The following is a 26,566-nucleotide window of genomic DNA, read 5'->3' as shown; positions in this document are numbered from 1 at the left end:
GCCCGGACGCCTGTGCGATCCGGCGCGCTCGCCATCCTGCCGTATCCGGCGGGGCAGTTGGCCCCGCGACCGTAGGAACCGGACGGTCCGCTCCCGTTTGCATTCGTGTGGGCCGCGCCGTTGCGGAGGCGGAAGTTCAGGGTCAGCCCTGAGGTGTGGTGCGCACCGCGCGGCTACGGTGGTCTGCACCGGCTCCGCTCCGCGGCGGGCACGCGGGGATGCGCGGGGGACAACGGGGGCGCGCGTGGGGGATCGCCGCGGAGCGGCGGCCGGCACCGCGGTCCCGGCGCGGCGCGCCCACGCGCGCCCGGCCGGCCGCGTGCGCCGCCGGTCCGGGGCTGCCGCCGCGGGGGTGCGGCCTGCCCCGGCGGGGGCGTTCAGCCGCGCAGATACCTGAGGACGGCCAGCACCCGCCGGTGGCCCGAGTCGTCCGACTCCAGGCCGAGCTTGGCGAAGATGTTCCGGACATGCGTCTCGACGGTCTTGCCGCCGATCACCAGCTCCCGGGCGATGGCCTCGTTGGAGCGCCCCTGGGCCATCAGCCCCAGTACGTCCCGCTCCCGCGCCGTCAGCCCGGCCAGCGGCTCCGCCGCGCGAGCGGAGCGCATCAGGTGCGTGACCACCCGCGGGTCCACGACGCTCTGCCCCGCCGCCACCCGGCGCAGCGCGCCGGCCAGCTCGTCCGCGTCGGCGACCCGCTCCTTCAGCAGGTAGCCGAAGCCGCGCGGGTCCTCGGTGAGCGCCCGCACGACCGTGCCGGTCTCGACGTACTGCGACAGCAGCAGCACGCCCGTGCCCGGGTGCCGGGCGCGGATCGCGGCCGCGGCCCGCAGCCCCTCGTCGGTGTGCGTCGGCGGCATCCGGATGTCGAGCAGCACCGCGTCCGGGCGGTGCCGCCCGACCAGGGCGAGCAGCGGGTCCGCGTCGCCGCACTGCGCGGGGACCGCGACGCCCGCGTCGCCCAGCAGCCGGACGATGCCCTCGCGCAGGATCGCGGAGTCCTCGGCGACGATCACTCGCACGGCAGCTCCGCGACCACCCGCGTGCCGCCGCCGGGCGGGCTGTGCACGGTGAGCACGCCGCCCACCGCCGAGACCCGGTCGGCCAGCCCGCGCAGCCCGCCGCCGAGGTGGTCGTGCCGGGCGCCGCCGACGCCGTCGTCCACCGCCTCGACGACCAGCCGGCCGTCGCGGTGGCGCGCGCTGACGCTGACCGCCCGGGCGCGGGCGTGCTTGGCGGAGTTCGCCAGCGCCTCGCTGACGGTGAAGTACGCCGTGGCCTCCACGTGCGGCGCGAAGCGCCGGTCCTCCGCGGCGACCACCACCGGCAGCTCCGCCCGCCCGGCCAGCTCCCGCAGCGCGGACGCCAGCCCGTCGCGGGTCAGCACCGCCGGGTGGATGCCGTGCGCGAGGCCGCGCAGCTCCTCGACGGCCAGCCGCAGGCTCCGCTCCACGTCGCCGACCGAGCGGCGCAGCTCCTCGTCGGGGTGGTCGGCCAGGCCCTTCTCCACCCTGCGCAGCGTCATCAGCGCGAAGACCAGCCGGGCCTGCGCCCCGTCGTGCAGGTCCCGCTCCAGCCGCCGGCGCTCGCTGTCCGCGGCCTCGACGACGCGGGCGCCGGCCGCCCGCGCCTCGGCCTGCAGCCAGACGTTCTCCAGCGCGAGCCGCAGCGCGGCGACCGCCGAGCGCAGCAGCTCCTCGTCCTCCGCGACCGCCGGATCGTGGCGCAGCAGCGCCAGCGGGGCGCCCCCGGCCGCGTCGATCCGGGTGCTGCCCGCCGCGGCCTCCTCGACCGGCTCACCGGCGGCGTCCACGTACGCGCGGGCCTCCGGCCGCCACACGCCCAGCCGCAGCCCCGGGTCGCCGAGGACCGGCACCAGCGCCTCGCGCAGCCGCCCCGGGTCCGGGTCGCCGCCGACCTCCATCACCAGGCCGCCGACCTCCGCGCGCTGCAAGCGCATGCGCAGCAGCCCGACGAGGAAGGCGAGCGGCACGGCGGTCTGCGCCACGTCCGAGAACACGCCCACGGCGCCCTCGACCGGCTCGCCCGCGGGCACGAGCACCACGAGCACGTCCCACAGCAGGAAGGACGTGGCGACCAGCACGGCCAGCCAGGCCGGCAGCAGCGCGCGGCGGCGGGCGACGGAGGCGCGCCGCCAGCGCCGTACGACCGCGACCACCACGGCGATCGAGACGGCCCAGCCGATGGCGCGGAAGCCGGCGTCGAACGTGGGGAAGAGGTCGCTGAGCCCGGGGGTGAAGAGCGGGTTGGGGCCGCAGTCGCGGCAGGCCAGGTACGAGCCGCCGGGGTGGGCCGCCGGGTCGAAGGCCAGGGTGCGCAACAGGCCGCCGGTGGCCACCAGGCCGTAGCCGAGGAGCACTATCCGGCGGGTGGCGGGTGAGTCGGTGCGGCCGTCGGGGTAGGCGAGGACGAGGTGGGCGAGGACGGCCACGTTCAGGCCCTCCCACCAGGCGCCGACGGCGAAGAGCGCCGGGATCGTCGTGCCCTGGAGGTTGCCGAGGAACCAGGTGACGCCCACCGCGGTCATCAGCGGCCCGGTGGCGTTGGCCGGGCGCCGCCACCAGGCGGCGAGGCCGGCGCCCGCGTAGGCCCAGCCGACGGCGAGGTCGCGCAGGAGGTCGGCGGTGGAGGCGCCGGTACCGGCGTACGCCCAGGCGCCGACACCGCCGGAGACGACGGCGGCCAGCGCGGCCGCCACCGTCCAGCAGCGCATGACCTGCGTCGGTTCCCGGGAGTGCACGGGCCAACGCTAAGCCATCCGGAGGGGTGGATGTCGCCGCGAGCGGGCCGGGCGCCGGCCCTGGCGGGTCGTCTGACCTGGGGCGGGACCCCGGAGAAAGCAGTACCGGCTACCGGAAGGGTGAATTCCGGTAGCCGGTGTGACGGGCGTACGGGAAGCCGGGACCCCGTCGACCGGCGGGGGGAGAGAGAGTGCCGGACGGCGGGGTCCCGGGGATCACGTACGCGCGGGGCGGGCCGCTGGGGGGACGGTGCGCGGCGGGCTCAGTAGGCGCCCCAGACGTTGTCGATCGAGCCGTAGCGGTCGGCGGCGTAGTTGCACGCGGCGACGATGTTGGCGACCGGGTCGACGATGCTCTTGGTAGTGCCGGTCACGTGGTAGGCGTCGAAGGTGGGCGGGATCACCTGCAGCAGGCCCTGCGAGGGGACGCCGTTGATGGCGTTGATGTCCCAGTTGTTGATCGCGCGGGGGTCGCCGCTGGACTCGCGGATGATGTTGCGGTGGATCCCGTCGTACGAGCCGGGTATGCCGTGGCGGTCCATGACGTCCATCGCCTGCTTGATCCACTCGTCCAGGGTGTCGCCGGTCGTCGCGTGGGTGGCGGCCGACGAGGACGACGAGGACGGTGCGGAGGGCTTGGACGGGGCGGCGGGGGCCTTGGAGGGCGCGGGGGCCTTGGACGGCGCCTGGGCCTTGGAGGGCGCCGAGGGCTTGGCGGGTGCGGAGGCGTGGGCGGAGGCGGGGGCGGCGCTCTGCGGCGCGGCGGCGACGGCCTGCGGCGCGACCACGCCGGTGAGGGCGACGGCCGCGGCGGCCCAGCCGCCTGCGGCCAGCAGTCGTCGGCGGGCGGCGGCGGGTCGCAGAAGGGTGGGAGCAGACATGTGAGCGGGTCTCTTTCCGTGTGCCTACGTGGGGGGACAGCCGCCCGGAGTCGACGAAAACGGGCGACTCGGGAAGTTTTAACGGACACAAACCGGGAATGTCACGCACCCCTGTTACTACCGCTCATAGTGCGACAAGCCGGAAAGGATGCCCCCTCGCTGGGGCGCCGCGCGCCCCCGTGCCGGGAGGCGGAGTACGACCGCGCTTCGTATGTGACGCAGCCCATGTGGGCGAGGTCACAAATGAAAGCGGGCGCTACTCGCCAAAACCGGCATCTCTATCTCTTTGCCTACAAACCACCGGACCCGCGGATACCGGGAGCGGGGCGTCAGCCGGTCAGCTCCTTGGTCATCGGCGCCGGGAAGCTGACCACGAGCCCCTGCTCCGCGAGCCAGCCCTCCAGCCGCTCCGCCTCCGCGGCCACGGCCCGGCGGGCCTCGGCGCCGCGGTCGGCGAGCAGCCGGTGCACGACGGCGCCGTCCCGGCGCTGCGCCCAGGCGCCGACGATCTCACCCCGCCACCAGACCGTGGGCCCGGCGTTCCCCGCGCTGTCGAAGAGCCTCGTGCGGTGGGCCGGGTCCGTGTACCAGTCGCGGTCGCGCCAGCCCATCGTGGCCGGGTCGAGGCCGGGCAGCAGCGCCGCCCACGGGCCGGGGTCCGGATCCTCGCCGAGATCGCCCGGCAGCACGTACCCCACGCCCTCGTCGAGCGCCGCCTCCTCCGCCCCCAGCTCCGCCAGCGCGGCCCTGACCTGGCCCAGCGGCAGCCCGGTCCACCACTTGACGTCCGCGAGCGTCCCCGGCCCGAACGCCGCCAGCCAGCGCCGCACCAGCTCGGCCCGCGCCCGCGCCGGATCCATCGGCGCCACCGGCGGTGCCACGGCGAAGCGGAACTGCCCCGACGTCCAGCCGCCCAGCGGCCGGGTGCGCCGGATCCGGCCCTCCATGCCCAGCACCCGCATGACCCCGCTGCCGGCCCGCGGGTGCGACTCGTACGGCTTCCCCGGGTAGAGGGTGTACGTCAGGGCCAGCTCCGGCACCGCCGCCGTGACCTCGGCGGCGCTCGCCTCGCCCAGCTCCGCCAGCGCGGCCAGCGCCCGCTCCTGCGCGGCGGTCAGCCACGCCTCGCCGTACTGCGGCCCGGCGGTGCCGAGCTGCTTCACCAGCAGCGCGCGCTCGCGCGCGGCGACGGTCTCGCCGACGGCGAAGCGGAACACGGGCACCAGCTCCGTGGGCACCACCCACAGCGTGCGCCGCATGGCGTGCATGCGCTGCAGCGACCCCTCCTCGTACAGCGCGCGGTCCAGCGCGGCCAGCGACGGCTCGCGCAGCCGGGCGCGGGCGGACAGCGCGACGGTCGGCGAGTCGGTCGCGTGCAGCCCCCCGAGCGCCGCCGCCACCTCCTCGGGCGACGCGGCGCGGGCCGGGCCGGCGAGCAACTGGCGGTGCGCGAGGCGGGCGCGGCGCTGCGCGGTGGTGATCACCATGCCGCCACCCTACGGAGCGGGTCTGACACCGGCCCGTACGCGACGGCGGGTGCGGCCCGGCGCGGGTACGCCGGCCGCCCTCGCCGGTGCCCGGACGGCCCGGCGGCGCCGGACGCCCCGCCGGGCCGTCACCCCTCCTGTCCCCTCTCCTGTCCCCCCTCCTGTCCCCCCTCCTGTCCCCTCTCCTGTCCCCCCTTGTCCCCCTCTTCTTGTCTTCTTGTCTCTCCGGTCTTCTCTTCCCGCTGCTTCTCCTAGTCCTCCCGGACCACCGCCACCGGGCACGGGGCCAGGTGCAGCACCCCGTGGCTGACCGGGCCCAGTTGTATGCCCGTCGCCCCCGCGCCCGCCGTCGCGTCCGCGAGCGGGGTGCGGCGGGCGCCGAGGACCACCAGGTCCGCCTCGGCCGCCGCCGTCAGCAGCGTGTCCCGCGCCAGGCCCTCCGGCGACTGCCGCTCCAGCGGTACGTCCGGATGGCGCTCCACCGCCGCGCGCACCGCGCGGCCCAGCGCCCACTCCGCCTCCCGCATCCGCGGGTCGGGCGCCCCGCCCAGGGTGTGCGCGTGCGTCGCCACGCCCCGCTCCGGCGAGCGCCACGAGTGCACCGCCGTCACCCTGCAGCCGCGCGCCTGCGCCGCCCGGAACGCGAAGTCCACCGCCGCCGGCTCCGCCCCGTCGTTGCCGGTGCCGAGCACGACCCGGCCGAACTCGCCGCGCCGCGCCGCCCCTTCACCCCGTACCACCACCACGGGACAGGCCGCCCGTGCCGCCACCGTCAGCGCCACCGAGCCCAGCGGCAGCGCGTCGTGCCCGCCGCGGCCGCGGTCGCCGACGACCAGCACCGTGCCCTTCTCGGCCTCGCGCAGCAGCGCCGGCACCGGGTCGCCGGAGAGCAGCTCCGCCTCCACCTCGATGCCCCGCCCCTGTTCGCGGGCGCGGTCGGCCGCGGTCACGAGGACGTGCTCCGCCACGCTCCGGCCGCGCGGCCGGGTGGCGGTGAACTCCGGCCACGTGCGCTCGTACGGCTCCCACAGCGGCGCGTACACGATCCGCAGCTCCGCCCCGCGCCGGACCGACTCGGCCACCGCCCAGTCGAGCGCCGCGAGGCTCGCGTCCGAGCCGTCCACCCCTGCCACCAGCTTTCTCATGACCACGAGGCTTGCACACCGCGCCCGGCGCGGGCGAGGGGGCGCACTTCCCCTTGACGGCTGGGGCGCGCCCCGCGGGCGCCCTCTCCCGCCGTCGCCGCCGGTGCTCGGGGTACCTCGGGGGAGCACGGCGCGCGCCGCGCGCCCCGTGTGCGCCGGGCAACACCGCCCGCGCCCGGGCCCGTACGGGCGCGCAGCCGGACGCGTTCCGTTGCCCCGGCCTCAAGTGATCGGGCGCACAAGGAGAGTGGCCTTGTGTGCTACTCACGAGTTAGTCATACTCGGCGAGTTGTCTGGCAGTGATAAATCTGTTCGCTGCTTGGCATGCGCATGTCCAACTAAATCCTCCAGAGTCCGCCCGTCGCCGGGCGGATCCAACCCCCCATAGGAGGCAGCACGTTGAGGTATCGAGCCATATCCAAGAGCCGGTACGCCATCGCAGGCGTCGGCGCCGCCGCGCTGATCGCCGGCAGTCTGACGCTCGCCACCGCCAACGCCAGCCCGAGTGAGCCCGTCGCCGACACGCTGTCGTCGGCAGCCGCGGGCGAACTCGCCGGCACCCTCGTCCAGGACCTCAAGGGCGGGGCCGCCGGGGCGTACTACGACGCCCAGGCGAAGGAACTCGTCGTCAACGTCGTGACCGACGAGGCAGCCGAGCAGGCCGAGGCGGCAGGCGCCCGTGCGCGTACGGTCGACCACACCACGAAGGAGCTCAAGTCCGCGAAGGCGGACCTCACGCAGGGCGCCACCGCCGGCACGTCGCGCGCGCTCGACCCGGTCACCAACCAGGTCGTCGTCACCGCCGACAGCACGGTCGAGGGCGCGGAACTGGCCCAGTTGAAGAGGGAGGTCGCGGCGCAGGACGGCAAGGCCGTGCTCAAGCGCACCGCGGGCACGTTCAAGCCGTACATCTCCGGTGGCGACGCCATCTACACCGGCGGCTCCCGCTGCTCGCTCGGGTTCAACGTGACCAAGGACGGGGAGCCCTACTTCCTGACCGCCGGTCACTGCGTCGAACTCGGCGGCAGCTCGTGGTCCGAGTCCTCGGGCGGGCCCGTCATCGGCGAGGCCGAGGGCGCGACCTTCCCGGGCAACGACCGGGCGCTCGTCAAGTACACGGCGGACGTCGAGCACCCCAGCGAGGTCGACACCTACGACGGCAGCGCCCAGGAGATCACCGGCGCGCGTGAGGCCACGGTCGGCGAGACCGTGCAGCGCAGCGGCAGCACCACGCAGCTCCACGACGGCAGCGTCGTGGCGCTCGACGTGTCGGTGACCTACCCGGAGGGCACGGTCGACGGTCTGATCCAGACCGACGTCTGCGCCGAGCCCGGCGACAGCGGCGGCTCGCTCTTCGCGGGCAGCGACGCGATCGGCCTGACCTCGGGCGGCAGCGGCGACTGCACCAACGGCGGCGAGACGTTCTTCGAGCCGGTGGTCGCGGCCCTCGACGAGTACGGGGCCACCATCCCGTAACCGGAGCGCTTCGCGCACCGGCGCAGCACGTACGACCCGGGCCCCCGGCACCGCACGGTGCCGGGGGCCCGGCCGTCAGCGCAGCACCCGCAGCGCCCCCGGCAGGACCCGCGCGGTCAGCGGCAGTCCGGGCGCGGGGAGGCCGTCGGCGGCGTACGGCATCGGCCGGTCCGCCTCGACGCGCACGCTCCGCCCGCGCAGCATGTCCCCGCGCGCCCGCGTCGGCCGCCCGGGGCCGCCGCCGAGGACGGCGACGGCCAGCGCGCCGTCGTCGAGCCGGACACCGGGGCCGGAGTCGGGGGCCTCCGGGGCGCCGGGGCAGGGGGCGTTGGCGAGGACGGCGGTGTGGCCGCGCATCTCGTACGGCGTGCCGTCCACCGTGACCTGGAAGAGCGCCGACCGCCGCGACGCCAGCGCCCGGCCCGGTGCCGTACGGGCCGCGCCCGCGCCGATCCACACCGCGCCGAGCGCGAAGGACGGGGCCTCGCCTTCGACCCGCAGCACGTCCACCGGCCGCGGCTCGCCGTGCAGCAGCAGCTCCGCCAGTTCCTCCGACGCCCGCGGCAGCCCCAGCGCCCGCGCGACCGCGTTGCGCCCCACCGCCCCGGGCACCAGCCCGCACACCGCGTCGCTCTCCGCGAGCGCCCCGGCCACGGTCCCGGCCATGCCGTCGCCGCCGACCGCGAGCACCGTACGTCCCGCCCCCGCGGCGCGTTCCGCCAGCTCGGCGGCGTGCCCGAACCCCCGGCTGTACTCCGCCTCGACCTGCGCCCCCGCCCCTCGCAGCGCCCGGGCCAGCGGAATGAGCGCGGCCGCCCCGGCGGCCCGGCCGGCGGCGGGATTGACGATGGCGGTGAAGCGGCGCATGGCGGGCTCCGGTTCGATGGTGCGTACGGCGGTCAGGAGGTCACCTGCGCGTCGGGGGAGGGCGGCCCGCGCACCGGCCGGTCGGCCGTCCCGTACCGAACGGGGCCCGCGGGCGCCGCCGCCCGCTCACTCGTCCGCCCTCGGCAGCAGCACCCCCGGGTTGAGGATGCCCGCCGGATCCAGCGTCGACTTGACCGCACGGAGCGCCGCCACGGCCAGCGGGCCGATCTCCCGGGCGTACCACGGACGGTGGTCCGTGCCCACGCCGTGGTGGTGGCTGATCGTGCCGCCGCACTCCAGGATCGCGTCGCTCGCCGCGCCCTTGGCGCGCTCCCACGCACCCAGCGGGTCGCCGCCGCGGGCGCCGACCACCGTGAAGTACAGCGACGCGCCCGTCTCGTACACGTGCGAGATGTGGCACATCACCAGCGGCGGCGTCCCCGCCGCCGTCAGCGTCTCGGTGAGCGCCCCGCGCACCGCCTCGTACAGCCGGGGCAGCGCCGGCCAGAAGGCCGCCGTCTCCAGCGTCTCCGCGAACGCCCCGGCGTCCAGCAGCGCGTCGCGCAGGTACGGGGCCCGGTAGCGGCCCGCGGCCCAGGACTCACCCGGCTCCGCGCCCAGCAACTCCCCGCCCGCCGCCCGCAGCACGACCCGCGCCGCCGCGCGGCGGTCCGCCGCCTCGCCCGCCGCGCCCTCGTACCCGGTCACGACCAGGCAGCCGCCCGGCGCGGAACCGTCCGGCGCGCCGAGGTCCTCCGGGCGCGCCAGGCCCACCATGGTCTCGGTCTCGTCGGACAGCCGCAGCACCGTCGGCAGCGGCCCGTCCTGCGCCAGCGCGCGCAGCGCCGCCGCGCCCGCGTCGAAGGAGCCGAACCGCCAGCCCTCGTACGCCCGTACCTGCGGCAGCGGCCGCACCCGTACGGTCACCGAGGTGATCACCCCGAACGCACCCTCGGAACCCAGCACCAACTGCCGCAGATCCGGCCCCGCCGCGGAGCGCGGCGCGCGGCCGAGCCGCAGCGTGCCCTCCGGCGTCGCCACCGTCAGGCCCACCACCATCTCGTCGAACCGCCCGTAGCCCGCGGACGCCTGGCCGCTGCCGCGGGTCGCGGCGAAGCCGCCGACGGTCGCCCACTCGAAGGACTGCGGGAAGTGCCCGAGGGTGAACCCCCGCTCGCCGAGGAGCCGTTCGGCCTCCGGCGCGCGCAGGCCCGCGTCGAGCTCCGCGGTGCGCGCGACCTCGTCGAGCGCCGCCAGCCGGTCCAGCCGGCGCAGGTCGAGGGCGACCACGCCGGAGAAGCCGCTCCCGTTCGCGTACGGCGCGAGCCCGCCGGTCACCGACGTGCCGCCGCCGAACGGCACCACCGCCACCCGCCGCGCCGCGCAGGCGCGCAGCACCGCCAGCACCTCGTCGTGGCCGCCGGGCAGCACCACCGCGTCCGGCGCGTCCGCGACCTCCCCCGCGCGGATGCGCAGCAGGTCGGGCGTGGACTTGCCGCGGGTGTGCCGCACCCGGCTCGCCGCGTCGGTGCGTACGTGCGCCGCGCCGCCGGCCGCGTGCGCGAGTGCGTCGAGGACGTCCGCGCCGAGCCGCGGCGGCGGCACCGCGAGGTCGTCGAGGGCCACCGGCGGGGTGTCCGCGGGCCGCACCCCCAGCAGGTCGCGCAGCAGGTCGCGGACGCCGTCGGGGAGCGGCGCCGCCTGCCCGGGGTCGCCCCACCCGTTCCACCGCATGTCCACCGCGAACCTCCCGTACGGGTGCACCACCCCGGCCGGAGGGGTTTCCTCCGCCGCCATCCTCGTTACACTGTGACAGGTGAAGTCGAAACGTCACAAGCCCTCGCTGGACGACCTCGCGCTCGACGCGCTGCGGGACTGCGTCCTGGCCGTGGGCGTGCGCCGCACCACGCTGACGGACGTGGCCCGCCGCGCGGGCGTGTCGCGGATGACGCTGTACCGGCGCTGGCCCGACGTGCAGTCCCTCGTGGGCGATCTCATGACGCGCGAGTGGATCGACGTCGCGCGCGGGGCGCTGCCCGCCGCGGGCGGCGCGGCGAACGCGCGCGAGACGCTCGTCGCAGGGCTCACGGAGGGCTCGCGCGCGCTGCGCGCGCACCCGTTGTTCCGGAAAATCCTCGACGTCGACCCCGAACTGCTGCTGCCGTACATGCTCGACCGCCGCGGCGCCAGCCAGGACGTCCTGCTCGACCTGATCGCCGACGACGTCCGCAAGGGCCACGCCGACGGCTCCGTACGCGAGGGGCACGCGGTGCGGCAGGCCAGGGCCGCGCTGCTCGTCGTGCAGTCCTTCACCTTCTCCATGCGCACCATGACCGAGGAGGACGACCCCGACCTCGGCACCGCCGCGTTCGAGCACGAGCTGCGCGGGGTGCTGGAGAGGATGCTCTCGCCATGACCGTGCGGCCCGCCGGGCAGCCCACCGACCCGAGCGCCGCCGCGAGCGCGGCCGGCGCCCCCCGGGACTTCTCCCTCAACGCCGGCCGCCGCGCCCGCGAGCTGGCCGGACTTGCGGCGGGCAAGCGCGTCGACCTGCTGGTCGTCGGGCTCGGCGCCACCGGCGCCGGCGTCGCCCTGGACGCCGCCGCGCGCGGTCTCTCCGTCGCCGCGATCGACGCGCACGACCTCGCGTTCGGCACGTCGCGCTGGAGCAGCAAGCTCATCCACGGCGGGCTGCGCTACCTCGCCTCCGGCCAGGTCGGCATCGCCCGCGAGTGCGCGGTGGAGCGCGGCGCGCTGCTGGAGCACATCGCGCCCCACCTCGTGCACGCCCAGCCGTTCGTCATCCCGCTCACCCCGCTCACCACCCGCGCGCAGGCAGCCGTCGCCTGGGCCGGGCTGCGCTCGGGCGACCTGCTGCGCGCCGCGGCGCGCACCTCCCGCGCGGCGCTGCCCCCGCCCCGCCGGCTCTCCGCGGTGGAGACCGGGCAGCTCGTGCCCGGGCTGCGGCGGTACGGGCTGCGCGGCGGGCTGCTGTCCTGGGACGGGCAACTGACCGACGACGCCCGGCTGGTGACGGCCGTCGCGCGGACCGCCGCGGGATACGGGGCCCGGGTGCTGACCCGGGTCCGGGCGGTGGAGCTGACCGGCTCCGGCGCGGTGGTCCGCGACGAGACGACGGGGGAGCGGCTGCGTATCCGCGCCCGCGCGGTCGTCAACGCGGCCGGGGTGTGGGCCGGTTCGCTGGTGCCTGGGGTGCGGCTGCGCCCCTCGCGCGGCACGCATCTGGTGCTGCGCGCCGAGGCGCTGGGGATGGGGCGCCAGCCCGGCGGTGCCGGGGTGCACATCCCCATCCCGGGGGCGACCGGACGGTTCGCGCTGGTGCTGCCGCAGGACGACGGCCGGGTGTACGTGGGGCTGACCGACGAGCCGGTCGACGGCGAGGTGCCGGACGTGCCGGCGGCACCGGAGACCGACGTCGGCTTCCTGCTGGACGTCCTGGACTCCGCGCTGGACGTGCCGGTGCGCCGGTCCGACGTCGTCGGCGCGTTCGCCGGGCTGCGCCCGCTGCTGGAGAGCGACGGCAGCACCGCCGACCTCTCCCGCCGGCACGCGATCCTCACCTCCCCGGACGGCGTGGTCACCGTCGTCGGCGGCAAGCTGACGACGTACCGGCGGATGGCGGAGGACGCGGTGGACACGGCGGTGTCCTGCGCGGGACTGACCGCGGGCGCCTGCCGCACCGCCCGGCTGCCGCTCGTCGGCGCCGCGCCCGCGGCGGAGCTGGCCGGGCTCGACGCGCCGCGCCGGCTGGTGCAGCGCTACGGGACGGAGGCACCCGCGGTGCAGGCGCTGGCCGCCGCCGCGCCGGCGCTCGCCGCGCCGGTCGTCCCCGGGTATCCGGTCACCGGCGCCGAGCTGGTGTGGGCCGTACGCCACGAAGGCGCGCTCGACGAGGCCGACCTGCTGGACCGGCGCACCCGGCTGGGGCTGGTCGCGGCGGAGCGGGCGGCCGCGGTGGCGGCCGCCCGCGAGGTGCTGTCCGCGGTGCCCGTGGCGGTCAGGCCAGGGCGTTGAACACGGGGTAGTAGCCGCCGGACTGCCCGGCCGCCGTGGGGTGGTACGAGTCACCGATGGGGAAGGTGACGCTGTGCAGCCATTCGCTGTTCGAGCAGATCTCGTGCCCGGAGAACGCCGGCCGGACGTCGCCGTAGGCGAAGCCGTGGTCGGCCGCGCGCTTGGCGGTGACGTCGCTCAGCGCGTCCGCGGCGCCGTTGATGGCCGCCCTGGAGCGCTCGCTGATGCCGAAGAAGCAGCCGCCGCTCAGCTTGTACATCCGCGGGTAGCCGAGGACGACGACCTGCGCGTTGGGGGCGCGGGCGGTGATCGCGTTGTAAGCCGCGTCCAGCCGCCCGGGAAGAGTGCCTTCGATATAGGTGCGCGCCTGGTTGATGCGGTTGATACAGGCCGACTCGCCCTGGAGCACACAGGTGGTCATGGCGTCGGCGAAGCCCGCGTCGTTGCCGCCGATGCTGATGGAGACGAGGGAGGTGCCGGAGTTGAGGGGACCGAGCTGGTTGTTGATGACATCGCCCGTGCGGGCGCCGGAACAGGCGGTGAAGGAGAAGGACGCCGGGGCGTGCGCGTTCTTCCACAGCACCGGGTAGGCGTTGTTGCTGCGTTTGCAGTCGCCGCTCGCCGAGTCGTACGAACCGGCGCCCACGCCGGAGGCGTAGGAGTCGCCGAGCGCCACGTAGTTCTCGGCGTAGGCGCTCGAGCCGGCCGCGCTCTCGGCGGCCTGCGCGGGCACGCTGCCGAGCAGCGCCACTGTGGTGGCGACGAGGAAGCCCAGCAGCAGCCGCAAGGGCCGGGTAGTTCTCATGGAACCCCCTGGGGGTGAGGTTGTACCGAGTGGTAACCACACCCTGCCCCCTGAAACCCATGTCCATGCCAAGTCGCAACTGTGCGCCCGTGATGCGCCGTTCAATCCCTGTTACAGGAGTTCATCAGGGCATGAGCTGATAATCGGGGAAGTTGCCCGGCGGGCGTTCGCCCGCCGGGCCCTCGGTGAAGGCGTGCACCAGCAGGTGCCCGCCGACGAACGCGCCGCGCCACGAGGCGCCGGAGCCGCCGAAGAGCTCGGCCCGGTCCCCGCGCGAACGCGGCGCGTTGCGGCCCGTCTTGAACGCCCGTATCTGCGGCGACACCCGGTCGTAGAACTCCCGGTCGTCACAGGAGACGGTGGCGACCAGGGCGCCGTTGGAGGCGTTCATCGCCGCCAGCAGCTCCGCCTCGGTGTCGACCAGCACGATCGAGTCGACCGGGCCGAACGGCTCCGCGTGGTGCAGCGGCGAGGCCGGCGGCGGGTCCAGCAACGTCACCGGCGCGGCGTACGCGGAGGTGTCCTGGCCCGGCAGCAGATGCGCGTCCGCGAGCCGCCCCCGGTACAGCGGCACCGCGCCCCGGTCCACCGCGTGCGCCACCAGGTCCGCCAGCTCCTTGGCCTTGGCCGCGCTGATCAGCGGCCCGAAGTCCAGGTCGGGCAGCGGGTCGCCGGGCCGCGCCACCGCCAGCGGATGCCCGACGCGTACGGAGCCGACCGCCGGCAGGTACGCCGCCAGGAAGTCGGCGAAGGCGGCGCGCTGGACGACGAACCGGGGATAGGCGGTGCAGCGCTGCTTGGCGTAGTCGAAGGTGGCGCGCACCTGCGGGGTGAGCGTGGCCCAGCCCGAGTAGTTCCACACCCCCCAGCAGTTCAGCCCCTCCTGCTCCAGCACGTGCGGCTTGTCCAGGTCGGCCAGCGCGGCGGCCACCCGCCCGCCGGTGTCGCGCCCGCCGACGAAGGACACGCAGCCCAGCTCCGGCGCCCGTACCAGCGCCTCGGACAGCTCGCTGCCGCTGCCGGAGACCAGCGTCAGCGGCACGCCCGCGCGCACGGCCAGCGCGCAGGCCAGGGTCAGGCACGCCAGGCCGCCGTCGGTCGGGGTCTTGGCGATGGCCGCGTTGCCGGCCAGGGCGCAGACGAGCATGGCGTGCACGAGTACGCTCATCGGGTAGTTCCAGCTCGCGATGTTGCTGACGGGGCCCGGCAGCGGGGTCCGGCCCGCGAGCATGCCGTCGATCTCCTCGACGTACCAGCGCACGCCGTCCACGGCGCGGTCCACGTCGGCCGTGGCCTGCCGCCAGGGCTTGCCGATCTCCCAGACGAGGAGCAGCGCGAGCAGGTCGCGGTGCTCCTCGATGGCGTCCAGGGCCGTCGAGACCCGCGCCTTGCGCTCCGCGAGCCGCAGGTGCCGCCAGCTCCTGTGGGCGTCGAGAGCGGTGCGTACCGCGGCGTGCGCGGTGTCCGCGTCCAGCCGGGGCGGCCCCGCGATCGGCGTGCCGTCCACCGGCGAAGTGGCGGGAAGCGGGCGGCCGTCGGCCCGCCAGACGCCGTTCCAGTGGTTCAGCACCCGCTCGTCGCGGAACGCCTCGGGCGCCGCCGCGAGGCAGCGTGCCCAGACGTCGGGCCACGCCGTGCCGGGCTTGAGGATGAGGGTCACGAGGGTGTCTCCGCTCGTCCGGGGCGGATCTCGCGCAGCTCGCCGCCGCGCGTGTAGAGGAAGCCGCGCACCACGTCCCTGTGGGGCAGCCGGGGACTCGCCGCGAGCAGGCCGAGGCAGCGCACGAGGTCGGCCGCCGGTTCGTCGAGGGCCGCGCAGTCCTCGTGGTGGACGAGCACGATCTCACGCGTGCCGCCGCGCAGTTGGCTGAGCCGCAGCGAGTCGAGCGCGTCGGGGGTGACGCACCCGCCCGCGTTGCGGATGACGTGGGCGTCGCCCGGCCGCAGCGCGAACATGGCCTCCACGCCCAGCCGGGCGTCCATGCAGGCCAGCACGGCGACCTTGCTGGCCGGTGCCCGGGCGGCCGGATCGAGCGGGGCGAGGGCCGCGCCGCCCCGGCGCCGGGCGAGCAGGTCCTCGGTGCCGCTCATCCCAGCGCCTCGCGGGCCAGCCGCGCCGTCTCCGACGGGGTGGTGCCGACCCGTACGCCGGCGGCCTCCAGCGCTTCCTTCTTCGCCTGGGCCGTGCCCGAGGAGCCGGAGACGATGGCGCCGGCGTGGCCCATGGTCTTGCCCTCGGGGGCGGTGAAGCCGGCGACGTAGCCGACGACGGGCTTGGTCACGTCGGCCTTGATGTAGTCCGCGGCCCGCTCCTCGGCGTCGCCGCCGATCTCGCCGATCATCACGACGAGTTCGGTGTCCGGGTCGGCCTCGAAGGCGCGCAGGCAGTCGATGTGGGTGGTGCCGACGACCGGGTCGCCGCCGATGCCGACGCAGGTGGAGAAGCCGAGATCGCGCAGCTCGTACATCAACTGGTACGTGAGCGTGCCGGACTTCGACACCAGGCCGATCCGGCCGGGGCCGGTGATGTCCGCGGGGATGATGCCCGCGTTGGACAGGCCGGGGGAGATCAGCCCGGGGCAGTTGGGGCCGACGAGCCGTACGCCGGCGGCCTCGGCGCGGGCCCGGAAGGCGACGGTGTCGTGGACGGGGACGCCCTCGGTGATGACGACGACGAGCCCGAGTCCGGCGTCGACCGCCTCGTCGACGGCGTCCTTGACGTACGGCGGCGGCACGAAGACCACGGACACGTCCGCGCCGGTGGCGGCGACGGCCTCCTTGACGGTGCCGTGGACCGGGACCTCCCGGTCGTCGAACGCCACGCTCGTGCCCGCCTTGCGGGGGTTGACCCCGCCGACGACGGCGGTGCCGGACGCCAGCATCCGCCGGGTGTGCCTGCGGCCCTCGGCGCCGGTCATGCCCTGGACGACGACCTTGCTCGCCGCGGTGAGGAAGACTGCCATGCGGATCAGCTCCTTGCCGGTACGGCGGCCGCCCGCGCGGCGGCGCCGTCCATCGTGTCCAGTTGGGTGACCTGGGGGTGCCGGGCGGCGGCGAGGATCTGCCGGCCGCGCTCGGCGCTGTTGCCGTCGAGGCGGACCACCAGCGGGCGGGTCAGCTCGATCCGCTCCAGCGCGCGCACGATGCCGTCGGCGACCGCGTCGCAGGCGGTGATGCCGCCGAAGACGTTGACGAAGACGGACTCCACGTCGGGGTCGGCGAGGATCACGCTGAGGCCGTCGGCCATGACGTCCGCGGAGGCGCCGCCGCCGATGTCGAGGAAGTTGGCGGGCGCGGCGCCGTTCCTGGCGACCACGTCGAGGGTCGACATGACGAGCCCTGCCCCGTTGCCGACGATGCCGACCCGGCCGTCGAGCTTCACGTAGTTGAGCCCCTTGGCACGCGCCGTCGCCTCCAGCGAGCCGGCCTCGTCCGGCACGTCGTACGCCGCGTGCTCCGGGTGCCGGAAGCCGGCGCTGTCGTCCAGGGTCACCTTGCCGTCCAGCGCCAGGACGGCGCCGTCGGCGGTGGTGACCAGCGGGTTGACCTCGACCAGCAGCGCGTCCTCCGCCGTGCACACCTCCCAGAGCGCCACCAGTACGGGCACCGCCGCCGCGGGCAGCCCGCCGGCGGTGGCGATCCGCCGCGCGACCGCCTCGGTGACGCCCTCCGCCGGGTCCACCGGGATCCGCGCCAGCGCCTCGGGACGGGCCGCCGCGACCTCCTCGACGTCCATGCCGCCCTCCGCCGAGGCCATCGCCAGGAACGTGCCCGCGGCGCGGTCCAGCAGGAACGCGACGTAGAACTCGGCGGTGACGTCCGCGGTCCTCGCGACCATCACCCTGTCCACCCGGTGGCCCTTGATGTCCATGCCGAGGATGTCCCGCGCCGCGGCCTCGGCCGCCGCCGCGTCCGGGGCGAGCCGCACGCCGCCCGCCTTGCCCCTGCCGCCCGTCTTCACCTGGGCCTTGACCACCGTCCCGCCCCCCAGCACCCGGGCCGCCGCCCGGACCCCCGCCGGGTCCGATGCCACCGCCGCGTCGGGCACGGGAACGCCGTGCCTGCGGAACAACTCCCGCGCCTGGTACTCGAACAGATCCATCTCAAGGGCACCTTCCGTTGGTCGCATCCGACTTGGAGATTTCCGGTGCACGCCCCCTGGACATCGACTCACCGATGCGGGATAACCGTCTGCATACAGTATTCGTGTCCTGTATGCAATGTACAGAGTGACAGCGAACGCACCGGTGAAGGGACTGAACTCCCCATGTCCGACGGCACATCCGGCACCCCCGGCACCCCCGGAGACCCCGGCCACATCTCCGGCGGCCACCTCGTCGCCAAGGCGCTCAAGTCAGAAGGCGTCGAGGTCATCTACACGCTCTGCGGCGGCCACATCATCGACATCTACGACGGCTGCGTCGACGAGGGCATCGAGGTCGTCGACGTACGGCACGAACAGGTGGCCGCGCACGCCGCCGACGGATACGCCCGGCTGACCGGCAAGCCCGGCTGCGCGGTCGTCACCGCGGGCCCCGGCACCACCGACGCGGTCACCGGCGTGGCCAACGCCCTGCGCGCCGAGAGCCCCATGGTGCTCATCGGCGGCCAAGGGGCCCTGACCCAGCACAAGATGGGCTCGCTCCAGGACCTGCCGCACGTCGACATGATGGCGCCGATCACCAAGTTCGCCGCCACCGTGCCGCACACCGCGCGGGTCGCGGACATGGTCTCCATGGCCTTCCGGGAGTGCTACCACGGCGCCCCCGGACCGTCCTTCCTGGAGATCCCGCGCGACGTCCTCGACGCCAAGGTCCCGGTGGACCAGGCGCGCATACCCCGGGCCGGCCACTACCGCGCCTCCACCCGCAGCGCCGGCGACCCCGAGGCCATCGAGAAGCTCGCCGACCTCCTCGTGCACGCGGAGAAGCCGGCCGTGCTGCTCGGCAGCCAGGTCTGGACGACCCGCGGCACCGCCGCCGCCATCGACTTCGTACGCGCCCTGAACGTGCCCGCGTACATGAACGGCGCGGGACGCGGCACCCTGCCGCCCGGCGACCCGCACCACTACCAGCTCTCCCGCAGGTACGCCTTCACCGAGGCCGACCTCATCGTCATCGTCGGCACGCCCTTCGACTTCCGGATGGGCTACGGCAGGCGGCTCTCGCCGACCGCGACCGTCGTGCAGATCGACCTCGACTACCGCACCGTCGGCAAGAACCGCGACATCGACCTCGGCATCGTCGGCGACGCCGGACTCGTCCTCGCCGCCGCCGCGCAGGCCGCGTCGGGACGCCTCAACGGCGGCGCCGCCAAGCGCAAGGAGTGGCTGGAGGAGCTGCGCGCGGTGGAGGAGAAGGCGCGCGCCAAACGGCTGCCGCAGCTCACCTCCGACGCCTCGCCCATCCACCCGTACCGGCTGGTCAGCGAGATCAACGACTTCCTGACGGAGGACTCCATCTACATCGGCGACGGCGGCGACATCGTCACCTTCTCCGGCCAGGTGGTCCAGCCCCGCAGCCCCGGCCACTGGATGGACCCCGGGCCGCTCGGCACCCTCGGCGTCGGCGTGCCGTTCGTGCTCGCCGCCAAGCAGGCCAGGCCGGACAAGGAGGTCGTCACCCTCTTCGGCGACGGCGCCTTCTCGCTCACCGGCTGGGACTTCGAGACCCTCGTCCGCTACGACCTGCCGTTCGTCGGCATCGTCGGCAACAACTCCTCGATGAACCAGATCCGCTACGGCCAGGCCGCCAAGTACGGCGTCGAGCGCGAGCGCGTCGGCAACACCCTGGGCGACGTCCCGTACGACGAGTTCGCCCGCATGCTCGGCGGCCACGGCGAAGAGGTCCGCGACCCCGCCGAGATCGGCCCCGCGCTGCGCCGCGCCCGCGAGTCCGGCAAGCCGTCGCTCGTCAACGTCTGGGTCGACCCGGACGCGTACGCCCCCGGAACCATGAACCAGACCATGTACAAGTGAGGTGACCCCATGACGAAGGCCCTTGAGGGCGTTCGCGTCCTCGATATGACCCACGTCCAGTCCGGGCCCTCCGCCACGCAGTTGCTCGCCTGGCTCGGCGCCGACGTGATCAAGCTGGAGGCGCCCGCAGGAGACATCACCCGCAAGCAACTGCGCGACCTCCCGGACGTCGACAGCCTCTACTTCACGATGCTCAACGGCAACAAGCGCAGCATCACCCTCAACACCAAGACCCCGCGCGGCAAGGAACTGCTCACCGAGCTGGTGCGCCGCAGCGACGTGCTGGTGGAGAACTTCGGCCCCGGCGCCGTCGACCGCATGGGCTTCACCTGGGAGCGGATCCAGGAGATCAACCCGCGCATCGTCTACGCCTCGATCAAGGGCTTCGGCGAGGGCCCGTACACCGACTTCAAGGCGTACGAGGTCGTCGCCCAGGCCATGGGCGGCTCCATGGCCACCACCGGCTTCGAGGAGGGCCCGCCGCTGGCCACCGGCGCGCAGATCGGCGACTCCGGCACCGGCGTGCACACCGTCGCCGGCATCCTCGCCGCGCTCTACCAGCGCACCCGCACCGGCCGCGGCCAGCGCGTCAACGTCGCCATGCAGCACGCCGTGCTCAACCTCTGCCGGGTCAAGCTCCGCGACCAGCAGCGGCTGGCGCACGGCCCGCTCGCCGAGTACCCCAACGAGGACTTCGGCGACGAGGTGCCGCGCTCCGGCAACGCCTCCGGCGGCGGCCAGCCCGGCTGGGCGGTCCGCTGCGCGCCCGGCGGTCCCAACGACTACGTGTACGTCATCGTCCAGCCCGTCGGCTGGCAGCCGCTCACCGAGCTGATCGGCCGCCCCGAGCTGGCCGAGGACCCCGAGTGGGCCACCCCGGAGGCGCGGCTGCCGAAGCTAGGCAAGATGTTCCAGCTCATCGAGGAGTGGTCGAGCACCCTGCCCAAGTGGGAGGTGCTGGAGAAGCTCAACGCGCACAACATCCCGTGCGGCCCGATCCTCTCCACCAAGGAGATCATCGAGGACGCCAGCCTGCGGGACAACGGGATCGTCGTCGAGGTCGAGCACCCCGAGCGCGGCACGTACGTCACCGTCGGCAGCCCGCTGCGGCTCTCCGACTCGCCCGCGGCCATCCGCCGCTCCCCGCTCCTCGGTGAGCACAACCACGACATCTACGGCAGCGAACTGGGCCTGACCGCCGAGGACATGGCCGGCCTCAAGACGGACGGAGTGATCTGAGAAATGGACGGCGCCAAGGACACCGCGGCGGTCCGCGACGTGCTCGCGGAGGTACGCGCCCAGGGCCGCACCGCGCTCACCGCCCCCGAGGCGAAGCGGATCGCGGACGCGTACGGCATCGCCGTGCCCGGCGAGGGACTCGCCGGGGACGTGGAGGAGGCGGTGGCGCTGGCCGACGGCTTCGACGGGCCGGTCGTGCTGAAGATCGTCTCGCCGGACATCGTGCACAAGACCGACGCCGGGGGAGTGGAGGTCGGCCTCGCCGACGCCGCCGCCGTACGCGCGGCGTTCACGCGGATCGTCGCCAACGCCCGCGCGTACGACCCGGCCGCCCGGATCGACGGCGTGCAGGTCCAGCAGCAACTGCCGGCGGGCCGGGAGGTCATCGTCGGGGCCGTCACCGACCCCACCTTCGGCAAGGTGGTCGCGTTCGGCCTCGGCGGGGTGCTGGTCGAGGTGCTGAAGGACGTCACCTTCCGGCTCGCGCCGGTGACCGGGGACGAGGCCGCCGGCATGCTCGACTCCATCCGCGCCGCCGAGGTGCTGCGCGGCGTGCGCGGCGAGCAGGCCGTCGACCGGCGGGCGCTTGCCGACCAGATCCGCCGGGTCTCGGAGCTCGCCGCGGACTTCCCCGAGATCGCAGAGGTCGACCTCAACCCCGTGATCGCCACCCCCGACGGCGCGCTCGCCGCCGACGTGCGGATCCTGCTCGGCGAGGGGGAGCCCGAGGCACGCCGCCGGTTCAGCCGCGAGGAGATCCTGACGGCGATGAACCGGCTGATGAAGCCGCGCTCGGTGGCCGTCATCGGCGCCTCCAACGAGACCGGCAAGATCGGCAACTCGGTGATGCGCAACCTCGTCGACGGCGGTTTCCCCGGCGACATCCACCCCGTCAACCCCAAGGCCGACGACATCCTGGGGCGCAAGGCGTACAAGAGCATCGCCGACGTGCCGGGCGAGGTCGACGTCGCCGTCTTCGCCATCCCCGCGGCGTACGTCCCGGCCGCCCTGGAGGAGGTGGGCCGCAAGGGCGTCCCCAACGCCGTGCTCATCCCGTCGGGCTTCGCCGAGACCGGCGAGCACGAACTCCAGCGCCGGATCGTGGACATCGCCGCCGAGCACGGCGTCCGCGTCCTGGGCCCCAACATCTACGGCTACTACTCCACCTGGCAGGACCTCTGCGCCACCTTCTGCACGCCGTACGACGTGAAGGGCGGCGTGGCGCTGACCTCCCAGTCCGGCGGCATCGGCATGGCCATCCTCGGCTTCGCCAGGACCACGAAGACCGGCGTCTCCGCGATCGTCGGCCTCGGCAACAAGTCCGACGTGGACGAGGACGACCTCCTCACCTACTTCGGCGAGGACGAGAACACCACCTGCATCGCGATGCACCTGGAGGACCTGAAGGACGGCCGCGCCTTCGTCGACGCCGCCCGCGCCACCGTGCGGAAGAAGCCCGTGGTCGTCCTCAAGGCCGGCCGCACATCCGCCGGCGCGAAGGCCGCGGGCTCCCACACCGGGGCACTGGCCGGCGACGACGCGGTCTACGACGACGTGCTGCGCCAGGCCGGCGTGATCCGCGCGCCGGGCCTGAACGACATGCTGGAGTACGCCCGCGCGCTGCCCGTGCTGCCCACGCCGCAGGGCGACGACATCGTCGTCATCACCGGCGCCGGCGGCTCCGGGGTGCTGCTCTCCGACGCCGTGGTCGACAACGGGCTGCGGCTGATGGAGATCCCGGCCGACCTGGACGAGGCGTTCATGCGGTTCATCCCGCCGTTCGGGGCGGCGGGCAACCCGATCGACATCACCGGCGGCGAGCCGCCGGCCACGTACGAGGCGACGATCCGGCTGGGCCTGACCGACCCGCGCATCCACGCGCTGGTCCTCGGCTACTGGCACACGATCGTCACCCCGCCCATGGTCTTCGCCGAACTCGCCGCCCGCGTGGTGGCGGAGGAGCGGGCCAAGGGCAACGTCAAGCCTGTCGTGGCGTCCCTCGCGGGCGACACGGAGGTCGAGGAGGCGAGCGCGTACCTCTTCGAGCGCGGTGTCGTCGCGTACCCGTACACGACCGAGAAGCCGGTCGCGGTACTGGGCGCGAAGTACCGCTGGGCGAGAGCGGCGGGGCTGCTCGCCTGAACCACCCGCACCACCGCAGAGATCAGGACAGGGGGCGCTGACCGGATTCTCGATACAAGGGGTGCAACCCATGACGACAACCGAAGACCGGTCGGTCCTCCCCTACCGGGAGGTGACCGACAGAAACGGCAGGACCTATCGGATAGGCGAGTCCGACGTCGACATCATGGGCCGCAAGCGGAAGTGGATGGTCATCCTTCCGTGGGTGGGCATGATGGGCATCAGCTCGGCGGAGTACGCGTTCGCCTCCGCCGAGGACACGCTCCACACCGCGCACCACTGGGCCAGCGGGCACATCTTCTGGATGATGACCGTGTGGGTGTTCTTCCAGGCCGCGGTCGCCTTCCCGGCCGGGAAGCTGCGCGAGACCGGGAAGCTGCCGGCCCGCTTCGCGATGATGCTGGGCGCCACCGGCACCCTGCTCGGCTATCTGTCCCTGGCGTACGCGCCGCACGTCGTGGTCGCGTACATCGGCTTCAGCATGTTCAGCGGCATGGGCGCCGGCATGGTCTACGCGACCTGCGTCAACATGGTCGGCAAGTGGTACCCGGAGCGCAAGGGCGGCAAGACCGGCTTCGTCAACGGCGGTTTCGCCTACGGCTCGGTGCCCTTCGTGTTCCTCTTCACCGGCTACATGGACCTGACCAACTTCCGCTGGGTGCTGGTCTCGGTCGGGCTCTTCCTCGCGCTGATGGTGGGCACGGCCGGGTTCTTCTTCAAGGACCCGCCGAAGAACTGGTGGCCCGCAGAGATCGACCCGCTCAACCCGCCGAAGGACCCGCGGGCGGCCCGCTCGCTGAAGATGAACCCGCCCGCGGTCAAGCAGTACACCCCCAAGGAGGCGTGGGCGACGGGCCGGGTGACGCTGATGTGGTTCTGCCTGGCGTGTACGTCGGGCGTGAACATCTTCGGCATCGCCTTCCAGGTGGACATCGGCGACGAGGCCGGCTTCGCCGGCGGGGTCGTGGCCACGGCCATGTCGCTCAAGGCCGTCGTCAACGGCACCGGCCGCGGCGTCATCGGCTGGTTGTCCGACCTCTACGGCCGCAAGCGCTGCCTGATCGTGGTGTGCATCGTGCTGGGCCTGTCCCAGTACGGCATCCTGTGGTCGGCCGACATGAAGAACCTGCCGCTGTTCCTGGTGTTCTCCTCGATCTCCGGCTTCGGCGGCGGCGCGATCTTCCCCATGTTCGCGGCGCTGACGGCGGACTACTTCGGCGAGAACAACAACGCCTCGAACTACGGCATGGTCTACAGCGCCAAGCTCGTCTCCGGTCTGGGCGCGGGCATGGGCTCCGTGGTCGTCGGCGCCTGGGGGCACTCCGGCGCCTTCACGCTGGCGGGCTCCATCTCGCTCTTCGCCGGCTTCATGGCGCTGTTCCTGACCCCACCGGGACGGCCGCGGCTGAAGGACATCGAGCCCAACCCGCGGCCGATCAGCAGAGAGACGGACTAGCCCCGGGTCCCGGTCCCCGACCCGGCGGCTCCGCCGCCCGGGTTCCGCTCCGGCGGGAGCGGAACCCGCGAGGAGCGGAACCCGCATGACGAGGCCCCGGCCGACCGCTACCCGGCCGGGGCCCAGGACCTGTCGTCAATCTCCCGTCTGCGGCTCCGGGCGAACGACGGGAGATCGACGACAGGCCCTAGCGCGGGTGGTCGTCGTGCTGGCGCTGGTGGTACGAGCGGCGGGTGTGCTCGGTGTGCGCGCGCATGACCTCCTGGGCGCGGGCCTCGTCGCGGTCGTGCACGGCGGCGATCAGCTCGCGGTGCTCGATCCACGACTGGGCGCCGCGCTGCCGGGCCACCGGCGTGTAGTACCAGCGGACGCGGCGCTCGACCTGGGCGGCGAGCTCGGCCAGCACGGCGTTCCCGGCCAGCTCCATGACGTACGCGTGGAAGGCGAGGTTCGCGGCGACGACGGCCTCCAGGTCGTCGGCCGCCACGGCCCGTTCGCCCGTCGCGCACAGCTCCTCCAGCCGGGCGATGCCCTGGCCGGAGGCGTTGGCGGCGGCGAGCCTGGCGGCCTCGGTCTCCAGCAGCGCGCGGACGACCAGGAGCTGGTCGGCCTCGGCGTCGGTCGGTTCGTGCACGTACGCGCCCTGGGCGGGGCGCAGATCGACCCAGCCCTCGGTGTTGAGCCGCTGCAGCGCCTCGCGCACGGGCTGGCGGGAGACGCCGAGGTGGCCGGCCAACTCGGTCTCGACCAAGTGCTGTCCCGGCGGGAGGGTGCGCGTGATGATCAGCTCGAGCAGGGCCTCGTACACCCGCTCGCGCAGGGGGCCCGGCCGCTCGAGCCGCGGCATCGCCCCCTGGGGCAGTCCCTGGGACAGCATCGATCTCCCCACCCTCTGTCGCCCCGTCCGGAACCCATCGGAAAGGCGAATTGGCTTTTGTCTACAGTCTACCGAGAGCGTGGATGAACGATGAGTGCCCCCCGTGGTGAGGAAGTTCACACCATTTGTGGTGCGGTGTCAGCGGGGCAGCCGCAGCAACTCCACCTCGTCCGCGCCGCCCGGCGGCAGCACCGCCACCGCGTCCGCCGCCGCCGCGCCCCAGAGCAGCCCGGGGCGGTCGTGGCCGACCGGGACGGCGCGGGTGCCGTCGAGCGTCACCGGGACGAGCCGGGTGTCGCGCGGGTGCGGGGCGGGCGCGCGGGAGCCCGCGGCGGGGGCCGGGGCGAGCCGGGTGCGCCAGGGCGGCGGGGGAGTGCGGCCCGCCAGCCGCTCCAGGAGCGGTACGAGCAGCGTCAGGCAGGCGGCGAAGGCCGCGTACGGGTTCCCCGGCAGGCCGACGACCGGCGGCCCGCCGCCGGGCAGCCGGGCCAGCAGTTGCGGATGCCCGGGCCGGCAGGCCACCCCGTCGACGAGCAGGTCCGCCCCCAAGTCGGCCAGCGCCGGGCGCAGATGGTCGGCGGGGCCGCGGGACGAGGCGCCGCACACCGCGACGGCGTCGGCCCCGGCCGCCGCCCGGGTCAGCGCGGCGGTCAGCGGCGGGCGGCCGTCCGGCAGATACGTCACGGGCTGCGGCGCGCCGCCCGCCCAGGCCACGACGCCGGGCAGCAGCGGCCCCACCGCGTCGCGGACCCGGCCGGCCGGCGGGGTGCCGCGGCGCACCAGCTCGTCGCCGGTGACGAGGAGCGCGACCCGGGGGCGCCGGTGCACGGCGACCCGGTCGTACCCGAGGCTCGCGGCGAGCCCCAGCGCCGCCGGGGTCAGCACGGCGCCGGGCGGCAGCACCTCGACTCCGGCCGGGCACTCCTCGCCGCGCCGCCGCACGTGCCGTCCCGGCGCCACGGCGCCGGCCACCGACGCACCGGTGCGCAGGGCGTCCTCGTACGGCAGCACCGCCTCGGCGCCCTCGGGCACCCGGGCGCCGGTGGCGACCTCCAGCGCCCGCCCGGCCGCCAGCCGCGCCACCGGCGGCTCCTGCCCCGCCAGCACCCGCCCGGCGACGGTCCACGGCCCGGGGCCGGCCACGGCGTAGCCGTCCATCGCGGCGGTGTCGAACGCCGGCAGCGGCGCGCGGGCAGTCAACGGCTCGGCGAGCGCCCGCCCGTGGGCCCGGCGCAGCGGGGTGTCGCGGACGTCGAGCGGGCCGCCCGCGGCCAGCGCCGCGGCGCGCGCCTCCGGCCAGCCCCGCGCGGCGGCGTGCGCGGTGCGGGGCGGGGGAGTGGTTCCGAGCGTCGTCATGAGCGGCCTCCCGCGGTTTGCGGCGCGGCCCAACGGGCCGCCGTAGAAGGGGTGTCACGACC

The 26,566-nt window shown here is 74.7% G+C and carries 21 protein-coding genes; 7 read left to right on the top strand and 14 right to left on the bottom strand.

All coding sequences use genetic code 11. The features are described from left to right. Positions 1-377: 377 nt before the first annotated feature. From ACFYVJ_RS05170 to ACFYVJ_RS05150, 5 genes are all read right to left on the bottom strand, one after another. Complete coding sequence (locus ACFYVJ_RS05170) at positions 378-1,016, bottom strand: LuxR C-terminal-related transcriptional regulator (RefSeq protein ID WP_388886820.1); 639 nt, start codon at positions 1,014-1,016, stop codon at positions 378-380. Next, positions 1,013-2,761 (bottom strand): sensor histidine kinase, encoded by a 1,749-nt coding sequence (locus ACFYVJ_RS05165; protein WP_388886740.1) that lies wholly within the window; start codon positions 2,759-2,761, stop codon positions 1,013-1,015. The genes ACFYVJ_RS05170 and ACFYVJ_RS05165 overlap by 4 nt, the downstream gene beginning before the upstream one ends. A 263-nt stretch (positions 2,762-3,024) precedes the next feature. After that, on the bottom strand, positions 3,025-3,642 hold the full coding sequence (locus tag ACFYVJ_RS05160; RefSeq protein ID WP_388886738.1) for a transglycosylase SLT domain-containing protein: 618 nt from the start codon (positions 3,640-3,642) through the stop codon (positions 3,025-3,027). A gap of 329 nt (positions 3,643-3,971) precedes the next feature. Continuing rightward, positions 3,972-5,129 (bottom strand): winged helix DNA-binding domain-containing protein, encoded by a 1,158-nt coding sequence (locus ACFYVJ_RS05155; protein ID WP_388886736.1) that lies wholly within the window; start codon positions 5,127-5,129, stop codon positions 3,972-3,974. Between the two features lie 251 nt (positions 5,130-5,380). Beyond that, positions 5,381-6,274, bottom strand: coding sequence for a universal stress protein (locus ACFYVJ_RS05150; RefSeq protein WP_388886735.1), 894 nt, complete (start codon positions 6,272-6,274; stop codon positions 5,381-5,383). A 399-nt stretch (positions 6,275-6,673) separates the two neighbouring features. Between ACFYVJ_RS05150 and ACFYVJ_RS05145 the strand changes: the two genes are divergently transcribed. Further along, the gene (locus tag ACFYVJ_RS05145) at positions 6,674-7,750 is read left to right on the top strand and encodes a S1 family peptidase (RefSeq protein WP_388886734.1); all 1,077 of its coding nucleotides are present in this window, start codon (positions 6,674-6,676) and stop codon (positions 7,748-7,750) included. A 75-nt stretch (positions 7,751-7,825) separates the two neighbouring features. On the opposite strand, the gene ACFYVJ_RS05140 is transcribed toward ACFYVJ_RS05145, so the two are convergent. Continuing rightward, entirely contained in the window at positions 7,826-8,617 is a 792-nt protein-coding gene (locus tag ACFYVJ_RS05140) for a diacylglycerol/lipid kinase family protein (RefSeq protein ID WP_388886733.1), read from the bottom strand. A gap of 126 nt (positions 8,618-8,743) precedes the next feature. Further along, positions 8,744-10,414, bottom strand: a complete 1,671-nt coding sequence (locus tag ACFYVJ_RS05135) for an FAD-binding oxidoreductase (RefSeq protein ID WP_388886731.1) — start codon at positions 10,412-10,414, stop codon at positions 8,744-8,746. Positions 10,415-10,433: 19 nt separating this feature from the next. Here ACFYVJ_RS05135 and ACFYVJ_RS05130 point away from each other — a divergent pair, with 19 nt between their 5' ends. Beyond that, positions 10,434-11,033 carry a TetR/AcrR family transcriptional regulator gene (locus ACFYVJ_RS05130; RefSeq protein ID WP_388886729.1) on the top strand — a complete coding sequence of 200 codons (600 nt, stop codon included), beginning with the start codon at positions 10,434-10,436 and terminating at the stop codon, positions 11,031-11,033. Beyond that, the gene (locus tag ACFYVJ_RS05125; RefSeq protein WP_388886727.1) at positions 11,030-12,652 is read left to right on the top strand and encodes a glycerol-3-phosphate dehydrogenase/oxidase; all 1,623 of its coding nucleotides are present in this window, start codon (positions 11,030-11,032) and stop codon (positions 12,650-12,652) included. The genes ACFYVJ_RS05130 and ACFYVJ_RS05125 overlap by 4 nt, the downstream gene beginning before the upstream one ends. Here the strand turns inward: ACFYVJ_RS05125 and ACFYVJ_RS05120 are convergent. The 5 genes from ACFYVJ_RS05120 to sucC form a co-directional block, all read right to left on the bottom strand. Further along, on the bottom strand, positions 12,636-13,457 hold the full coding sequence (locus tag ACFYVJ_RS05120) for an SGNH/GDSL hydrolase family protein (RefSeq protein WP_388886726.1): 822 nt from the start codon (positions 13,455-13,457) through the stop codon (positions 12,636-12,638). The genes ACFYVJ_RS05125 and ACFYVJ_RS05120 overlap by 17 nt on opposite strands. A gap of 124 nt (positions 13,458-13,581) precedes the next feature. Then, a complete protein-coding gene (locus ACFYVJ_RS05115) occupies positions 13,582-15,117 on the bottom strand; it encodes an aldehyde dehydrogenase family protein (protein WP_388886724.1) in 1,536 nt (511 codons plus the stop codon). Continuing rightward, positions 15,114-15,548: a carbonic anhydrase gene (locus ACFYVJ_RS05110; RefSeq protein WP_388886722.1), complete on the bottom strand. Its 435-nt coding sequence runs from the start codon at positions 15,546-15,548 to the stop codon at positions 15,114-15,116. Before ACFYVJ_RS05110 ends, ACFYVJ_RS05115 begins: the two co-directional genes overlap by 4 nt. After that, a complete protein-coding gene (gene sucD / locus ACFYVJ_RS05105; RefSeq protein WP_388886720.1) occupies positions 15,545-16,420 on the bottom strand; it encodes a succinate--CoA ligase subunit alpha in 876 nt (291 codons plus the stop codon). The genes ACFYVJ_RS05110 and sucD overlap by 4 nt, the downstream gene beginning before the upstream one ends. Before the next feature lie 5 nt (positions 16,421-16,425). Then, on the bottom strand, positions 16,426-17,559 hold the full coding sequence (sucC, locus tag ACFYVJ_RS05100; protein ID WP_388886719.1) for an ADP-forming succinate--CoA ligase subunit beta: 1,134 nt from the start codon (positions 17,557-17,559) through the stop codon (positions 16,426-16,428). 165 nt (positions 17,560-17,724) lie between these two features. Here sucC and ACFYVJ_RS05095 point away from each other — a divergent pair, with 165 nt between their 5' ends. From ACFYVJ_RS05095 to ACFYVJ_RS05080, 4 genes are all read left to right on the top strand, one after another. After that, a complete protein-coding gene (locus ACFYVJ_RS05095) occupies positions 17,725-19,434 on the top strand; it encodes a thiamine pyrophosphate-binding protein (protein WP_388886717.1) in 1,710 nt (569 codons plus the stop codon). A 9-nt stretch (positions 19,435-19,443) separates the two neighbouring features. Beyond that, positions 19,444-20,673 carry a formyl-CoA transferase gene (gene frc, locus ACFYVJ_RS05090; RefSeq protein ID WP_388886715.1) on the top strand — a complete coding sequence of 410 codons (1,230 nt, stop codon included), beginning with the start codon at positions 19,444-19,446 and terminating at the stop codon, positions 20,671-20,673. Between the two features lie 3 nt (positions 20,674-20,676). Then, positions 20,677-22,815: an acetate--CoA ligase family protein gene (locus ACFYVJ_RS05085; protein WP_388886713.1), complete on the top strand. Its 2,139-nt coding sequence runs from the start codon at positions 20,677-20,679 to the stop codon at positions 22,813-22,815. Positions 22,816-22,885: 70 nt separating this feature from the next. Then, entirely contained in the window at positions 22,886-24,271 is a 1,386-nt protein-coding gene (locus ACFYVJ_RS05080) for an OFA family MFS transporter (RefSeq protein ID WP_388886712.1), read from the top strand. 187 nt (positions 24,272-24,458) lie between these two features. On the opposite strand, the gene ACFYVJ_RS05075 is transcribed toward ACFYVJ_RS05080, so the two are convergent. Further along, complete coding sequence (locus ACFYVJ_RS05075) at positions 24,459-25,148, bottom strand: GntR family transcriptional regulator (RefSeq protein ID WP_125933826.1); 690 nt, start codon at positions 25,146-25,148, stop codon at positions 24,459-24,461. A 138-nt stretch (positions 25,149-25,286) separates the two neighbouring features. Further along, positions 25,287-26,504, bottom strand: a complete 1,218-nt coding sequence (locus ACFYVJ_RS05070; RefSeq protein WP_388886710.1) for a molybdopterin molybdotransferase MoeA — start codon at positions 26,502-26,504, stop codon at positions 25,287-25,289. Positions 26,505-26,566: the final 62 nt, after the last annotated feature.

The organism is Streptomyces sp. NPDC004134 (assembly GCF_042874195.1).
GTDB lineage: Bacteria > Actinomycetota > Actinomycetes > Streptomycetales > Streptomycetaceae > Streptomyces.
The sequence above is the reverse complement of the archived record's forward strand: the minus strand, read 5'-3'. Positions and strand labels throughout refer to the sequence as shown.

Excerpts from the sequence above, each read along its gene's own strand:
- ACFYVJ_RS05160 (WP_388886738.1), bottom strand. The coding sequence starts at position 3,642 with ATGTCTGCTCCCACCCTTCTGCGACCCGCCGCCGCCCGCCGACGACTG.
- ACFYVJ_RS05155 (WP_388886736.1), bottom strand. The coding sequence starts at position 5,129 with ATGGTGATCACCACCGCGCAGCGCCGCGCCCGCCTCGCGCACCGCCAG.
- ACFYVJ_RS05150 (WP_388886735.1), bottom strand. The coding sequence starts at position 6,274 with ATGAGAAAGCTGGTGGCAGGGGTGGACGGCTCGGACGCGAGCCTCGCG.
- ACFYVJ_RS05140 (WP_388886733.1), bottom strand. The coding sequence starts at position 8,617 with ATGCGCCGCTTCACCGCCATCGTCAATCCCGCCGCCGGCCGGGCCGCC.
- ACFYVJ_RS05135 (WP_388886731.1), bottom strand. The coding sequence starts at position 10,414 with ATGGCGGCGGAGGAAACCCCTCCGGCCGGGGTGGTGCACCCGTACGGG.
- ACFYVJ_RS05125 (WP_388886727.1), top strand. The coding sequence starts at position 11,030 with ATGACCGTGCGGCCCGCCGGGCAGCCCACCGACCCGAGCGCCGCCGCG.
- ACFYVJ_RS05120 (WP_388886726.1), bottom strand. The coding sequence starts at position 13,457 with ATGAGAACTACCCGGCCCTTGCGGCTGCTGCTGGGCTTCCTCGTCGCC.
- ACFYVJ_RS05110 (WP_388886722.1), bottom strand. The coding sequence starts at position 15,548 with ATGAGCGGCACCGAGGACCTGCTCGCCCGGCGCCGGGGCGGCGCGGCC.
- sucD (WP_388886720.1), bottom strand. The coding sequence starts at position 16,420 with ATGGCAGTCTTCCTCACCGCGGCGAGCAAGGTCGTCGTCCAGGGCATG.
- sucC (WP_388886719.1), bottom strand. The coding sequence starts at position 17,559 with ATGGATCTGTTCGAGTACCAGGCGCGGGAGTTGTTCCGCAGGCACGGC.
- ACFYVJ_RS05095 (WP_388886717.1), top strand. The coding sequence starts at position 17,725 with ATGTCCGACGGCACATCCGGCACCCCCGGCACCCCCGGAGACCCCGGC.
- frc (WP_388886715.1), top strand. The coding sequence starts at position 19,444 with ATGACGAAGGCCCTTGAGGGCGTTCGCGTCCTCGATATGACCCACGTC.
- ACFYVJ_RS05085 (WP_388886713.1), top strand. The coding sequence starts at position 20,677 with ATGGACGGCGCCAAGGACACCGCGGCGGTCCGCGACGTGCTCGCGGAG.
- ACFYVJ_RS05080 (WP_388886712.1), top strand. The coding sequence starts at position 22,886 with ATGACGACAACCGAAGACCGGTCGGTCCTCCCCTACCGGGAGGTGACC.
- ACFYVJ_RS05075 (WP_125933826.1), bottom strand. The coding sequence starts at position 25,148 with ATGCTGTCCCAGGGACTGCCCCAGGGGGCGATGCCGCGGCTCGAGCGG.
- ACFYVJ_RS05070 (WP_388886710.1), bottom strand. The coding sequence starts at position 26,504 with ATGACGACGCTCGGAACCACTCCCCCGCCCCGCACCGCGCACGCCGCC.